Here is a 15,172-nt window from a genome sequence, read left to right as displayed (position 1 = left end):
GATGTCGGATAATCTAACGAACCCAAAAATCTGTGTCGTAATCGGTGCGAGTCACGCGGGCGTAAACTTTGCCTTTGCATTACGAAGGGAAGGCTGGCAAGGCGAGATTATCTTATTTGACTCCGATCTCGAACTTCCATACCATCGCCCTCCCCTATCGAAAACTTATTTGACCAGCGATGACGGTATAGAAAAAAATCTTTTGAAATCGGCCGAAAGCTACCAACGCGATAATATTTCACTGAGGCTCGGTATAACAGTAGCTGACATTGATCGTGAGAAAAAAAATATCGTCTTGGGCGACGGTAGTCTACAAGCCTATGACAAATTAGTAATTGCTACCGGTGCACGACCAATTATTCCGGCAATACTTGGGGTAGCTACAGCTAAAAATCTATTTCCATTACGCACCGCTTCAGATGTTTCAAGCATACGGGACTGCATGAAAAGCGGGGCCATTAAAAAAGTGGTCGTCATCGGCGGAGGGTATATCGGTCTTGAAACTGCAGCTTCTTTACGAAAATTAGGTGCTGATGTGACCGTATTAGAGCGTGAAGAACGTATTTTATCTAGAGTTACGGCCCCAGAAATGTCCGTTTTCTTTCAACAGCTTCACGCGCAACACCAAGTCGATGTACTTACCTCTAAAAATGTAATTTCTATTGAATCCCACAACGAATACAATGAAGTAATCTGTGCCGACGACACCCTTTATAGGGCCGACATGATCATCGTGGGCGTAGGTATTCATGTCAACAAAGAAATAGCCGAAAAAGCCGGATTAACCATACAAAACGGCATAAAAGTAGATGCTTCCGCCAGAACAAGTGATGAACACATTTATGCCATCGGCGATTGTACTTTTCATCACAATCTACACTATAATCGTTTTATCCGCCTTGAATCGGTACAAAATGCAGTAGATCAGGCTAAGGTTGCAGCGGCGGCCCTCTGCAATAAAAAACCAGTTTACGATGCAATACCTTGGTTCTGGTCAGATCAGTACGATGTTAAGTTACAAATGGTGGGCCTTTCCCAAGGTTATAATCAAGTTTTGGTGCGAAGAGATTCAGAAAACGATAAAAGTTTTTCGGTTTGGTATTTTAAAGACGCTATTCTTTTGGCCGTGGATGCTATTAACAATGCAAAGGCATATGTTTATGGCACTAAATTCATCAAAGGCCGACAAAAAGTAGATCAATCGAAACTGGTAGACCTTTCAGTGGAATTCAAGCCGGCAAATTTATTATCCGAATAAACTATTTTACAAAAAATAAGGGCAACCTTTATAAATAAATAATATATGTCAATTCAATCAAAGAGTGCGGTTGCCAAAGGTGATGGTACCTTTACCATTGCAAACGTAACCCTCTCCGACCCGCAGAAAGATGAAGTTTTGGTAAAGATTAAAGCCGCTGGTCTTTGCCATACCGATTATGATTCACTTTCTTGGGGCAAACCCATTGTGATGGGCCATGAAGGCGCGGGCATTGTTGAAAAAGTGGGCTCGGCAATCGATGACTTTAAAGAAGGAGATCAAGTAATCTTAAATTGGGCGACCCCCTGTTTGAAATGCTTTCAATGTCAAGAAGGCAACCAACATATCTGCGAAAATAATTCACCAGTCGTCGCAGGAGGTAATGGCCATACCCCTGGCCACGCTCGTTTACAAAGTACCCAATGGAACGGAAAACCCATCAAACGCTCCTTTAATCTGGGTACGCTAAGCGAATATGCGCTGGTCAAAGAAGCTGCATTGGTCAAAGTACACGAACAAAATCTTAATTTTTCAGCGGCCAGCATCATTAGCTGTGGTGTGATGACGGGTTACGGTTCCGTAGTAAATTCCGCTAAAATCGCGGCAGGAAGTTCAGTGGTGGTCTTAGGTTGCGGTGGTGTGGGACTAAATGTTATTAATGCCTGTGAAATTTCTGGTGCAGCCAGCATTATTGCTGTTGACATCAATCCAAAAAAACTGGAACTTGCCAAACAATTTGGTGCGACAACTGTAATTTTAGCCGATAAAGCGGATAAAGGCCTGAGCGAAGTGGCAAAAAAAGTAAAACAAATGTTTAAGGGCAGAGGAGCCGATTATGCCTTTGAATGCACGGCCATTCCGGCGTTAGGCGCAGCACCTTTGGCAATGATACGAAATGCGGGTACGGCTATACAGGTTAGTGGTATCGAGGAGGAAATCACCATTGACATGCGGTTGTTCGAATGGGACAAAATTTACATTAACCCCCTATATGGAAAATGTCGCCCACAAATCGATTTTCCAAAATTGATGCAACTTTATAAAAAGGGAGCCCTTAAATTAGACGAAATGATTACCCGAGAGTACAAACTTGAAGATTTACAGCTGGCATTCGATGATATGTTATCTGGAAAAAATGCCAAAGGCGTAGTGGTTTTTGAATAGATTCACTACGAATTAAAGTCTCGAATACTTACGTGAAATTTAAAAAAGAATCAATTTGTATCACACCAATTTCTTTTACCCGATTGATTCTAAATAGCAAAACCAAATGAGTAGTTTTAGAACTATAGAACTTTCGGATGCCCGTTATGAAAATGAGGGATTGCGGTTTCTGACGGTAAAAACAAACAATTTGAAAGGCAGGGGCGATATTTGTCTCTATGTACCCGAGGTAGACCAAAATATTACCAATCTACCTATTTATATTCTTTTACACGGTGTATATGGAAGTGCTTGGGTATGGGCCATGAAAGGAGGCGCACACCGAACGGCAAAAAAACTTATGGATGCTGGGACCATTCGACCTGCTATCATTGCCATGCCCTCGGATGGACTCTGGGGCGACGGTTCAGGATATCTGACACATCAAGAAAAGGACTTTGCAGCATGGATCGTATCCGACGTGCCCAAAGCCATTATCGAAAATATTCCCCAAGCAAGTAATACTTCGGAGCTTTGTATTGGTGGTCTCTCTATGGGTGGTTACGGCGCATTGCTTTTAGGAGTGCAAAATGCGAATAAATTCAAGGCCATTTCAGCCCACAGTGCCATCACAAAATTTGAAGATATGGGTGATTTTGTGGAAGAACCGCTTAGCTCTTATGCCATCAATGGCTCCGAAACAGCTGTTATCGAAGCCATTAAGAAACATCAGAACAACATACCAACCCTTCGTTTTGACTGTGGAACTTCCGATGACTTACTGGAGGCCAATCGCATTCTACATCAAGAATTACTCGATTTGAATGTAAATCATACGTATCAAGAATTTGAAGGCGGTCACGAATGGCCCTATTGGACAGAACATGTGAAAGACAGTTTTCTTTTTTTCAATGCGCAATTAACGTAACAAAAGAAAAATAGAACGGTTCACAGCCTAGTATGTGCCGACGGCTATATTCGACATATTTTTCAAGAATCAGTTCTTGACCTTACAGTTTTTCTTTTTTCGGTTCACAGTAAATCAAAGACCGAAGCCCGGTTGGGAGACCTTACCTAGTGCTTATTTTCAAAATTGCAGTAAATATTTATTGATAACTCTATCAATTCATAATTGAATACTACAGTTGATTTTGCAAAAATGCAATCCTTCGTAGTCCTTTTCTACTTCAATTACGTAAATCCTAAGACAAAGTTTAACCATTCATCGGTAAATAATCACTATCTTAAGAAAGTATTCTTACAAAATTTAAATAATTGAGTATAGCCAAAAACAATTCAGATTCACAGGAGCAATATCAGAAAATTTTTATTGAACAGGCATCTACTGCAATGGCCATGGTCGATAATAACATGTGTTATATCGCCGCATCTCAATCATGGATAAAGGATTATGGGCTTGAAGGAAAAGAAATTATAGGTCGTTCCCATTACGATATCTTCCCAGAAATTGGCGATGACTGGAAAGCTATGCACAAACGATGTCTCAATGGCGCTACTGATATTTGCGAAGAAACAATGTTTCAACGTGCGGATGGTTCTATACAATGGATTTATTGGGATGTTCGCCCTTGGTTCATAACGGAGAACAAAATTGGTGGCATTTTGATGCATACCGGCGACATTACCCGTCAAAAGGAAAAGGAGTTGGAAAGAACTCGAATCGAGAAAATACTTGATAAAACAAATACGATTGCCCGTATAGGAACATGGGAAGTGGACCTCATTACCAATACAGTCTTTTGGAGTAAGATAGTTCGTGAAATACACGAAGTGCCAAACGATTACCAACCAACTTTGAAGGCTTCTGAAAATTTCTATGAGGAAAGGGTAAGTCGTACTCGATTTATAAACACTGTCAAAGATGCACTGATACATGGTACGCCTTTTGATTTAGAGTTGGAAATCATTACTGCCAAGGGCAACCCCACTTGGGTACGCGTCGTGGGCCAGCCCGAGCTGGTCGATGGTCAATATAGCCGGCTTTTTGGTATAATTCAAGACATCAATAAGGTAACACAGTCAGAAAAAGCCTTAAATAAAGCACATTCTGAATTGCAAGCTATTTTCAATTCAGAAGCCTTGGCCATTATAACTACCGACAAAAATGGTATCATTAATCGTTTTAATCACGGTGCAGAGGTTTTATTGGGCTATTCTACCGCAGAAGTGGTTGGTCAAAAAAGACCCGGAATGTATCTTTTCAGAGAAGAAATCATTAAGTTTAAAAATGATATGGCGAAGATATATGGCAAAGACCCATCTACCTTTGATCATTATGTGGATATTCCTGAAGAGGATTTAAACGATACCCGAGAATGGACCTATCGCAGAAAAGATGGTTCAAAAGTCCCGGTTCTCTCTAATATCACAGCAATTAAAAATGGGAAAAATAAGAATCAAGGTTTTATAGCGGTTTCGAATGATATATCCGAAATTAAGAAGGTAGAGAATGAACTGCTTAAAAAAAATGAGCTGCTAAATTTCGCCGAGCAGATTAGTTTGATTGGAAATTGGCAATGGGACACCCTTATCGATAAGGTACAATGGTCACAAAATCTCTATAGGACTTTTGAACTTGACCAAGAAACAATTGAACTGAAGTTTGACACCTATTTTAGTTTCGTCCATCCAGAAGACAAAGAAATAGTTACCCAACATTTTGCCAAGGCCGCAAACGAAAAAAGGTTTGACAGCATTACGCACCGTATTGTAACTACTACCGGAAAATTAAAAACGATTCAACTTTTAGGAAAAGTCATTGCCAACGAGAAAGGTGAAATCATAGAAATGATCGGTACTTGCCAAGATGTGACCGAAATAAAAATGGCTGAAAAGAAGTTCAAGGGGCTTCTAGAGTCTGCCCCAGACGCGATGGTAATCGTAAATGAAAAAGGAAAAATACAGCTTATCAATAAACAATCCGAAAAATTATTCGGCTATACACCTGAAGAATTATTTGATCAATCGGTTGAAATCTTAATTCCTACGAGATTTACCCCTAAACATACAGCACACCGCGATGGTTTCTTCCATTCCCCAAAGACTAGAGAAATGGGTGAGGGCAAGGAATTGTACGGTCTGAAAAAAAATGGAGAAGAGATACCGATTCAAATAAGTTTAAGCCCACTTCACACAGAGGAAGGATTATTGGTTTCCGCGGCTATACGCGATATTACAAAACAAAAATTGGCCGAGCATAAACTCATTGAGGCAAAAGATAATTTAGAAGTCGTAGCGCAAAAATTATCGGATCAGAACAGACAACTCGCCGATTTCACCCATATAACTTCGCATAATTTGAGGGCACCCGTGGCCAATCTTAATTCGTTGTTAGAAATTTATAATTATACGGAAGGTGAAGCAGAACGTAAAGATTTGTTCAACAAGTTTGAAACGGTCATTCAGCACCTCACTTTAACACTGAACACTTTGGTCGAAGCATTAAAAACTAAAATTAGCGATTCTAGTGAAGATTTAGAAGATGTTGACCTAAATCAGGTTCTTAAGAATACGAAAGAAATTTTGAGCGGTGAAACCTTAAAGTCAGGAGCCATAATAACGAGTGACTTCTCCAAAATTTCCAACATTCGCTACAATAAGATTTATTTAGAAAGTATTTTTCTTAATTTGGTCGGAAATTCAATAAAGTATAAATCCGATGAACGGAAACCTGAAATACTTATTTCCTCTTTCATTGAAGACGGTAAGGTAGTTCTAAAGTTTAGCGATAATGGCCTTGGTATCGACTTAGAGAGGCATGGTCATAAGTTGTTCGGATTGAATAAGGTCTTTCATAGGCACCCAGATGCAAAGGGTGTCGGACTATTTTTGACAAAGACCCAAATTGAAGCAATGGGAGGCGCGATTTCAGCAGCCAGTGAAGTAAATGTGGGTACAACCTTTACCATAAATTTTAATTAACATTTTATGAAAAAACTTTTAAAAGCTTGTATAGTCGATGATGATTCAATCTATCGATTCACTATGGTCAAAACACTGGAATCTACCCAGTTGCCTATGGATATAACGGCATTTTCAGATGGAGAGGAAGTCCTCGATTTCATCGTTGCCAACCTTGATAAAGATTCTGAACTACCCGATGTTATTTTTCTAGATATTGATATGCCGGTCATGGACGGTTTTCAGTTTATGGATGCATACTTAAAAATTAAAGACGAAGTTGTTAAGAACATCACCATATATATGGTCTCTTCTTCACTCGATCCGGTAGATATTGCGAAAGCACATAAAATAAGTGCTATTTCCGATTATATAGTAAAACCAGTGGGATCGGTGCGATTGAAATCGATTATCGAGGCATTGTTATCTGAAAAGAAAGAGGCGTCATAAGACCGGCCAGATCGTTTCATATAAGTAACAAAAAGGCGGTTAATGCAGCACTAATTTTTTAGGTATCACCTCCATCTCCACTATTGCGTTTCCATTCCTCGAATTCTTCCCGTATTTTTTTATCTACCAACGGGTAAAGACCAATAATCGATGTTCCTCCTTGCACTTTTTGCATCACAAATGCTTCGAACAAATTCATCTGTAGGCATTCATCAGCAACATCTTCGGTAATAGCCGCAGGTATCACCATAACCCCGTCATCATCACCAACCAGCATATCACCCGGAAAAACGGCAACATCACCACAAGCAATAGGCTCATTGATTGCAATAGCTTGGTGCAGTGTTAGATTGGTAGGTGCAGATGGTCTTACGTGATAAGACGAAAAAGGTAAACCCGCAATTTCGGCCGAATCACGAAATCCACCATCGGTTACGATTCCTGCAGCTCCCCTCACCATCAATCGCGTGACCAAAATCGAACCTGCCGAAGCGGCCCTCGCATCTTTTCTACTATCGATCACCAAAACAGACCCTTGAGGGCAATCTTCTACTGCCACTCTTTGCAAGTGTTTGGGATCTCGGAAGACCTCGATCGGATTCAAATCTTCCCGTGCAGGAATATATCTCAAAGTATAGGCCTCCCCCACCATTGTTGGCCTATTCAATTTAAGCGGTTTGACACCTTGAATAAATTGATTTCTCAAACCCCTCTTGAAAAGACAAGTAGCAATCGTCGCTGTACCCACTTTTTTCAATTTCTCTTTGATATAATTCTGAATTTCATCCATATCAATTTTCTGTATATTTAAAATATTAAGCTTTACGCCAAGTTTCCCTTAAAAAGTCTAAATCTTTTTTCATTCGGCTAAAAACCGTCTCTTTATCAATCGTCAGCGTGGAGGCCCCATGCTCTGCACCACCTAGGTCATATTCTAAATGAAGCGATATAGGCACATTGATGCCATACTTTTTAAGTAATGAAAAGTAACGCTTAAAGTCTACCATACCCTCGCCGAGAGGTGTATTTATGGGTTGCCAATTCCCATCAACAGTGCCCCATTTGAAATCTTTGATGACTATCGATTTAATAAAGGGTCGTATCAGTCGCAAACCAAGTTCCCAACTGCCACCACCTTCAACAACCGCGTGTCTTATATCGTACTGACACCCCATATACGCAATATCGGTCTCTTTCAAAATGAGAGGCAAATCCCATATCGGTGCGCCCACATGGTTTCCTGCGTGATTTTGATAGCCCCCGATCAACCCCAACTCTTGGTTGAGCCTTGCGACATTCTTGAATTGTTGACCAAAAATGGTTTGGCTTTCGGCGATGGTCCTATCCATAGGGTAATCAAGCCAACCTGTTCGATAATGGGTAAAGCCCAAATTGCTAGCCGTCTCCAGCACTAATATTTGTTCTTTATTCGTAACATCTAAAACGTTCGTGGTCATTGTTCTGGGTTTTAGCCCGAATTTGCTCATCGCCAACGCGGCTTTTGGCAAATCGACTTTGACCTTCTCGGGCAATACATGACCTTTTGGCCTTACCGTCAAATCTATTCCGTCGAACCCTAGTTGGGCCGCCGCCTCCGCCATACCGTTATAGTCAAGAAATTGCAAATGCTTTGAAAAGATATGGACTTCGATATCATCCTTCAATGGAACAGGACCTTTATAAAACGGATTTTCAATGCTAATCAACGGAGTTGCAACCAACGCAGTTGCCGATAGCTTCACAAATTCTCTTCTTGAAAATTCTGAACTTTTATTTTTCATTTTTAAGAGGTATTTTTTCTTGTTAATCGGTTGTATTTGTGTTAAAAATTTGCCAGTCTTACAAATATACTTATTTTTGGTAAACCAATTTGGTTAACCAATTATTTAATTATAGTTATTTTACACTAATAACTGTCTTGAGAATTCACACTCATCGAAGTATTTATTTATAAAATGAAGAAATCATTACTTATTCTATCTCTGTTTTTTTTACTTCTATCCTGGAGTAAAAAAACTGATTTGACTACTATTAAAGTTAGCAATATCGATGAGCTAAATGAGGCTATTTCCCATGCTAAAGCTGGTCATCATATAGTTTTGGCCAATGGTATCTGGAAAGATGTTCAGATTAAATTTATAGGCGAAGGAACCGAAGACAAACCAATTACTATTGAGGCCGAAACACCCGGGAAAGTATTTATTGAAGGGGTTTCTAATTTAGAAATTGCCGGGAATTATTTAATCGTTAAAGGCCTGTATTTTAGAAATGGTTATACCCCAACCAAAAATGTAATTGCTTTTAGAACAAACGAAGAAAAAGTAGCCAACTACTCTAGAGTCACTAATTGTGTAATTCTAGATTACAATCAGCAACAACGTGATAAAGATGATCTCTGGGTACAGTTTTATGGAACGCACAATACATTAGACCATTGTTATATTGCAGGTAAAACCAATGGTGGCCCAACACTTAGGGTAGACCTAAAAGGAAACCAAAGTATTAGAAATTACCATCAAATTGTCAATAATCATTTTGGTCCGAGACCTCGAAAAGGTGGCGCTAGAGGTGAAACTATTCAATTAGGTAGCAGCTTCACGTCTATGTCGCCAAGTAATACAACTATCGCCAATAATTTTTTTGAGGAATGTAATGGGGAAGTTGAGATTATTTCTAGCAAAACAAATTTTAATGAGATTAGAAATAACGTATTCTATAAAAGTGAAGGTTCTGTTGTAACACGTCATGGCAACTACGCGATAATAGATGGTAATTATTTTATTGGTGATGGCGTAAATAAAAACTATGGTGGAATAAGACTCGTAAACACCGGGCATTGGGTTATTAATAATTATTTCTATAAGATTATTGGTGAAAACTTTAGAAGTCCGTTAGCGGTTATGAATGGAATTCCAAAATCGCCATTAAATAGATACAACCAAGTAACAGATGTTGTGGTTGCCTATAATACCTATGTAGATTGTAAATCGCCATGGCAATTTGGAGTGGGAACGAATATTGAACAAAAAGATGTGCTTCCCGAATCAGAAATACGTTCGGCCAGAGCACTTAGAACTGTAGTTGCAAATAATGTTATTTATAATAAAATAGGGGATAAAAATGTAATTATTGAGCACGACAAGGCTGATGGAGTTAAATTTAAAAGCAACATTATCAATAACCAAGGTGTGACTTTTGGTGATACAGATAGAATTAAGGCAACTGAATTTGAATTGACAAAAATTGGTGAGCATATTTATTTACCTAAATTAACAGGGGAATTTGATATTTATCAAGGTTTTGGGTTTGAAACAATTACAAAGGATCTTTTTGGGAATTCTAGAGCGAATAAAAATGCAATTGGGGCAACAGTTCAAGGTGAATTGAAAGACACAAACATTTTAGATAAAACTAAATACGGAGCTGATTGGTATTCTAATGTCGTAGAAACCATACCGCCTAATGTTATAGAAGTAACAACAACTAAAGGAGAATTAGAAACTAAAATAACTACCGCTAAATCGGGAGATATTATCTCTTTAAATCCTGGAAAATACTATTTGTCAAAATCTATTGCAATTGATAAAACAATTACAATTCAATCAAAAGAAAACGACAAAGCTGAAATCATTTTTACCGGAGCAGGCAATACGCCGTTATTTGAATTAAATCCTTACGGAATCTTACATATTAAAAATGTGTCGCTTACAGGAAACGGGAAACAAAAGGCTTTTTCGAACCTAAAAGAAAATATGTCAAATCACTTTGGATTAACGGTAACAAGTTGCGATATCAACAATTTCAATTATGTGTTGAAGGCATATAAACAAACATTTGCTCAAGAAATCACCTTTAAAGATACGGCTATCACCAATTGTGAAAACGGTATAGAATTATCCGAAGAAACAAACGATAAAGGGGATTACAACGTAGAGTTTTTAACTGTTGAAAACTGTAAGTTCTCAAATGTGAACCAAAATGTGATAGATTATTATAGAGGCGGATATGATGAATCAACAATTGGCGGAAATTTATTGGTGACAAACTCTAGCTTTTCAAATTGCGGATCTAAGGAAGAAAACGGAATCTTGTTAAACACCAGAGGCATCGTAAATGTTGATATTTCAAATAATACTTTTAAAAATAATCCCGTAAAATTAGTAGCATTACTTTGGGGAGCGAAAAATAATTCACATGCCAATAATCAAATTACAAACTCAGGTCAGATTAAGGTTGAACAAAACCTGAAGATGAAATTAATGTACTAACAAATAAGATTTAGAAATAATTTCTAAAAACGAAATATGAAATCAAACAACAAGTCGAGATCAATACCAATCATAGCATTCCTATTTATGTTTATGATTATCGGCTGTAAAGCACAAGCAACTACTGTGCACGTTGACAAAAAAACGGTAAGTGCGGGCGACCATCCAAAACTCATTCTAACTAAGGCTGGTGTAGAAAGTATCAGACAGGAATTAGGCAAAGTTCCATTATTTGATACATCACTGAAGAACGTTAAAGAAGATGTAGATAAAGAAATTGCACAAGGCATTGACACGCCGATACCAAAAGATTTCTCGGGTGGATATACCCATTTACGTCATAAACAAAACTTCCTTACACTTAAAATGGCAGGAATACTTTATCAACTATTGGAAGACGAGAAATATGCTGTTTATGTTCGTGATATGCTGTTTCAATATGAAGCCATGTATAAAGACCTACCCGTACACCCAAAAGAAAGGTCTTACGCCAGAGGAAAACTTTTTTGGCAATGTTTGAATGATTCAAATTGGCTGGTGTACGTAAGCCAAGCCTATGATTGTGTTTACGATTACCTTTCACAAAAAGAACGCGAACAATTGGAGAAAAATTTATTCAGACCTTTTGCTGATTTTATCTCCATAGAAAATCCACAATTTTATAACAGAGTGCACAATCACAGTACTTGGGGCAACGCTGCCGTAGGCATGATTGGTTTGGTTATGAACGATGATGAATTAATTCAACGTGCCCTATACGGTATAAAAGATGCGAAAATAGATATACAAGCAAAAGATAATGATGGCGGACTCATCTATACCGAAGGTAAAGCGGGTTTCTTGGCAAATGTAGACGACCCTTTCTCTCCTGAAGGATACTATACTGAAGGGCCTTATTATCAGCGGTACGCCATGTACCCATTTTTGATATTTGCCCAAGGCCTACATAATGTGCGCCCCGATATAAAGATCTTTGAATACAAAGACAGTGTTTTGTTGAAATCAGTGAATGCACTAATCAACCTTTCAGATGCCGATGGTGAGTTTTTTCCGCTCAACGATGGCCAAAAAGGAATGTCGTATTATTCAAGAGAAGTAATAACCGCTGTAGATATCTCTTATAAATTTGGAGGTAAAAATCCTCAGCTTTTAAGCATTGCGGAAAAACAAGGGCATGTTCTACTTGATGATTCCGGGTTGGCGGTTGCAATAGGCATCCGTGAGGGCAAAGCAAAACCCTTTGTGAAAAAATCGATAAATCTGACTGATGGCTCCGACGGAAAGCAAGGTGGGGTTGGCATACTTCGATACGGAAACGAAGATTTAACATTGGTTTTCAAATATGCCGCTCAAGGCCTAAGTCACGGCCATTATGATAAACTATCATTCTCAATGTTTGAAAAAGGCGATGAACTTTTGCAAGATTATGGCTTGGCTCGATTTGTTAATATCGGGCAAAAAGGGGGTGGAAATTATTTGAAGGAAAATCAAAGTTATGCCAAGCAGTCTATTGCCCACAACACACTGATACAGAATGAGGTTTCCCATTTTAAAGGAGAGTATGAGATTGGCAGTAAACACCATTCTGAACTTTATTTTTTCGATACGGCAAATAGCGAAGTACAAGTAGTGAGTACGATAGAAAAGAATGCCTATCCCGGTACGGAAATACATCGCACCATGGCGATGATAAAGTCCGCCAATTTCGAAAAACCCTTTGTTTTGGACATTATGAAAATAAAGTCGGACAGCGAAAATCAATATGACCTCCCTTTCCATTTCATGGGGCAAATGATTGAGGTAAATTTTGAAAATACTGCTCCAGCAACACTGAATGTACTTGGGAAAGATAATGGGTATCAACATTTATGGCTAGAAGGTCAAGGCAAACCAGTCTCGGACAATGCCAAATTATTATGGTTGAACGCAGGTAAATTCTACACCTTAACCTCTACCGTAAATAAGACCGATGAATTTTTGTTTACCCGAATAGGCGCAAACGATCCCGACTTCAACCTTAGAAGAGATGCAGCATTTATAATTCGAAGAAAAAAATCAAAAAATACCATTTTCGTTTCCGTTATCGAACCACATGGAAGCTATAGTACGGTTTCAGAACTGGCGCTTAATTCAAATAGTAATATAGCGGAAGTAAAAGTGCGATATGACGACGAAAATTATACGGCATTAACCATAGAAGATGTTGAGGGCAACCTACAACTGTTTATTCTTTCTAATGAAGATGCATCTCAAACAAAAGAACATAAATTAAAAATAGACGATAAGGAGTACCGATGGACGGGCCCTTATCATTATAGTAACTTAAATAAATAAAGTAGAACATGGCAACATTTGGAGCGAGTAAAGATTTTTTATTGGATGAAAATCAAGATTGGGAAGTAGTTGGAGAAGGGGTTAAAAGGAAAATAATGGGGTATGATGATAAAATCATGCTGGTTAAAGTTGATTTTGCCACAGGCGGAATTGGTTACGAGCATGAACATTATCACTCACAAGTGACCTATGTAGCAAGTGGTGAGTTTGAATTTACGATTGCAGGTGAAACTCAAACAGTAAAAGGTGGTGATTCAGTGTATATTCCACCACACGCACTCCATGGAGCTACCTGTACAAAAGCGGGTATTTTAATCGACGTTTTCAGTCCTATACGTGAAGATTTTATGACTAAATAAGAACAAGTCATAAGTTTAAAAGGAAAAATCGCTGTCGTTACTGGCGGCATAAGAGACATCGGTAGGGCGATAGCATTAAAACTGGCCAATGAAGGTGCCAAAGTTGCTATCAATCATTTGAACAATGAAACCAATGCGCAAGAAACTTTGAAAGAAATCAAGGCTATGGGCGGCGAGGGAATTATTGTAAAAGATGGTATGTCATTATTAGAAAAAAATTGGGAGACGTTGCCTTTGGTATGAACGAATTAGAATTAGAGGAATCAATAGAATCTGGAGTTGGATCAGGGACCAAGTCATTTGATTCAAGTTGCAATTACCTATTGTCAATACCTATACTTATAAATCCTAATTCTAGTTACTAATTGTATGGCCATAGCGATTATATTATCACATCGGCAATTTGCCGATCGTAGCGAGCGAAATTGAGTTGTTGAGTTGTTGTATTTACCGGTCTTGACCGGGCCGGTAAATTCTTTTGAATCGATCGGTATTTAACAAACGAAACTGAAATTCTTTGATAAGAGTTTATTTTTTCTCCAGGCCGTTTATTTTTCTAATTTTAACAGACCAATCCGGTCGACCAATTTAAAAAAAGACCCCCTTAGCGTATGAAATTAGAAGTTCTTACCAATAACGAAAATAAAGAGATCCAGAACGCCATTATCTCGAAAATCCGGGAACTGATAAACTATAAGAACCTTGAACCGGGCGACAAGTTGCCTTCCGAGCGCATGCTCGCCGAAAAGTTCGGGGTAAGCAGGAGCAATGTCCGCGAGGCCATCCAGAAACTGGAATTCTACGGATTGTTATTCTCCAAGCCCCAGAGCGGCACTTTCGTGGCCGAAATAGGGCAGATAGCCATGAACGGCATTATGGAGGATATCCTGCGCCTGGAGGAACCCGATTTCAAGTCCCTGGTGGAGACCCGTATTTTACTGGAGCTCAAAACGGTCCGGTTGGCGGCACAGCGCAGGACCGGCGAAGATCTAGAAAAGATGGGGAAGGCCCTGGACGCATACAGCAAAAAGGTGCTCAACGGGGAGGATGCCGTTCAGGAAGACCTGCTTTTCCACTTGGCAATTGCCAAGGCAAGCGGCAACAGCACGATAAATACATTGATGCTGATCATCACCCCCGAGATCATCACCAATTTCGAAAAGTATCACGTTTGCGATAAGGACCAGGCCTTGATCGGCATACAGGAGCATAAAGAAATTTTCGATGCCATCAAGGCACAGAACACGCAACTGGCCAAGGAAAAAATGAAGGTCCATTTTAAAATGTTATATCAATACTGTTACAACATAACCGAATAACGGGATCAAGGGAAAGATAAAATTGCACACTTTTATTTTTCTATGAACCAATGATCTGAAGGGAAACAATACTTGAAGGACTATAAAATTCCACTTTGTCCAAACGTTCGTTTGAACAGG

General features: G+C 39.0%; 12 protein-coding genes. 10 read left to right on the top strand and 2 right to left on the bottom strand.

All coding sequences use genetic code 11. The features are described 5' to 3' along the window. Position 1 precedes the first annotated feature (1 nt). From BLS33_RS14220 to BLS33_RS14200, 5 genes are all read left to right on the top strand, one after another. On the top strand, positions 2 to 1,258 hold the full coding sequence (locus BLS33_RS14220; protein ID WP_089890550.1) for an NAD(P)/FAD-dependent oxidoreductase: 1,257 nt from the start codon (positions 2 to 4) through the stop codon (positions 1,256 to 1,258). A 45-nt stretch (positions 1,259 to 1,303) separates the two neighbouring features. After that, a complete protein-coding gene (locus BLS33_RS14215; protein ID WP_089890547.1) occupies positions 1,304 to 2,422 on the top strand; it encodes an alcohol dehydrogenase catalytic domain-containing protein in 1,119 nt (372 codons plus the stop codon). Between the two features lie 106 nt (positions 2,423 to 2,528). After that, positions 2,529 to 3,329 carry an alpha/beta hydrolase gene (locus BLS33_RS14210; RefSeq protein ID WP_089890544.1) on the top strand — a complete coding sequence of 267 codons (801 nt, stop codon included), beginning with the start codon at positions 2,529 to 2,531 and terminating at the stop codon, positions 3,327 to 3,329. A gap of 347 nt (positions 3,330 to 3,676) precedes the next feature. Next, the gene (locus BLS33_RS14205; protein ID WP_089890541.1) at positions 3,677 to 6,343 is read left to right on the top strand and encodes a PAS domain-containing sensor histidine kinase; all 2,667 of its coding nucleotides are present in this window, start codon (positions 3,677 to 3,679) and stop codon (positions 6,341 to 6,343) included. Between the two features lie 6 nt (positions 6,344 to 6,349). After that, on the top strand, positions 6,350 to 6,772 hold the full coding sequence (locus BLS33_RS14200; RefSeq protein WP_089890538.1) for a response regulator: 423 nt from the start codon (positions 6,350 to 6,352) through the stop codon (positions 6,770 to 6,772). Positions 6,773 to 6,830: 58 nt separating this feature from the next. Here BLS33_RS14200 and BLS33_RS14195 read toward each other — a convergent pair whose 3' ends face one another. Both BLS33_RS14195 and BLS33_RS14190 read right to left on the bottom strand, forming a co-directional pair. Next, positions 6,831 to 7,562 carry a ribonuclease activity regulator RraA gene (locus BLS33_RS14195; RefSeq protein ID WP_089890535.1) on the bottom strand — a complete coding sequence of 244 codons (732 nt, stop codon included), beginning with the start codon at positions 7,560 to 7,562 and terminating at the stop codon, positions 6,831 to 6,833. 25 nt (positions 7,563 to 7,587) lie between these two features. After that, a complete protein-coding gene (locus tag BLS33_RS14190; protein ID WP_089890531.1) occupies positions 7,588 to 8,553 on the bottom strand; it encodes a sugar phosphate isomerase/epimerase family protein in 966 nt (321 codons plus the stop codon). A gap of 174 nt (positions 8,554 to 8,727) precedes the next feature. On the opposite strand from BLS33_RS14190, the gene BLS33_RS14185 reads away from it, so the two are divergent. From BLS33_RS14185 to BLS33_RS14165, 5 genes are all read left to right on the top strand, one after another. Then, complete coding sequence (locus BLS33_RS14185) at positions 8,728 to 11,040, top strand: chondroitinase-B domain-containing protein (protein ID WP_089890525.1); 2,313 nt, start codon at positions 8,728 to 8,730, stop codon at positions 11,038 to 11,040. Between the two features lie 36 nt (positions 11,041 to 11,076). Further along, on the top strand, positions 11,077 to 13,374 hold the full coding sequence (locus BLS33_RS14180; protein WP_245731462.1) for an alginate lyase family protein: 2,298 nt from the start codon (positions 11,077 to 11,079) through the stop codon (positions 13,372 to 13,374). An 8-nt stretch (positions 13,375 to 13,382) separates the two neighbouring features. Next, a complete protein-coding gene (locus tag BLS33_RS14175; RefSeq protein ID WP_089890518.1) occupies positions 13,383 to 13,733 on the top strand; it encodes a cupin domain-containing protein in 351 nt (116 codons plus the stop codon). A 9-nt stretch (positions 13,734 to 13,742) separates the two neighbouring features. Next, positions 13,743 to 13,976 (top strand): SDR family NAD(P)-dependent oxidoreductase, encoded by a 234-nt coding sequence (locus BLS33_RS14170; RefSeq protein ID WP_089890514.1) that lies wholly within the window; start codon positions 13,743 to 13,745, stop codon positions 13,974 to 13,976. Between the two features lie 368 nt (positions 13,977 to 14,344). After that, positions 14,345 to 15,052, top strand: coding sequence for a FadR/GntR family transcriptional regulator (locus BLS33_RS14165; protein ID WP_089890512.1), 708 nt, complete (start codon positions 14,345 to 14,347; stop codon positions 15,050 to 15,052). Positions 15,053 to 15,172: the final 120 nt, after the last annotated feature.

The organism is Kriegella aquimaris, assembly GCF_900103215.1.
Taxonomy (GTDB): Bacteria; Bacteroidota; Bacteroidia; order Flavobacteriales; family Flavobacteriaceae; genus Kriegella; species Kriegella aquimaris.
This window is presented reverse-complemented; position numbering and strand designations above follow the sequence as displayed.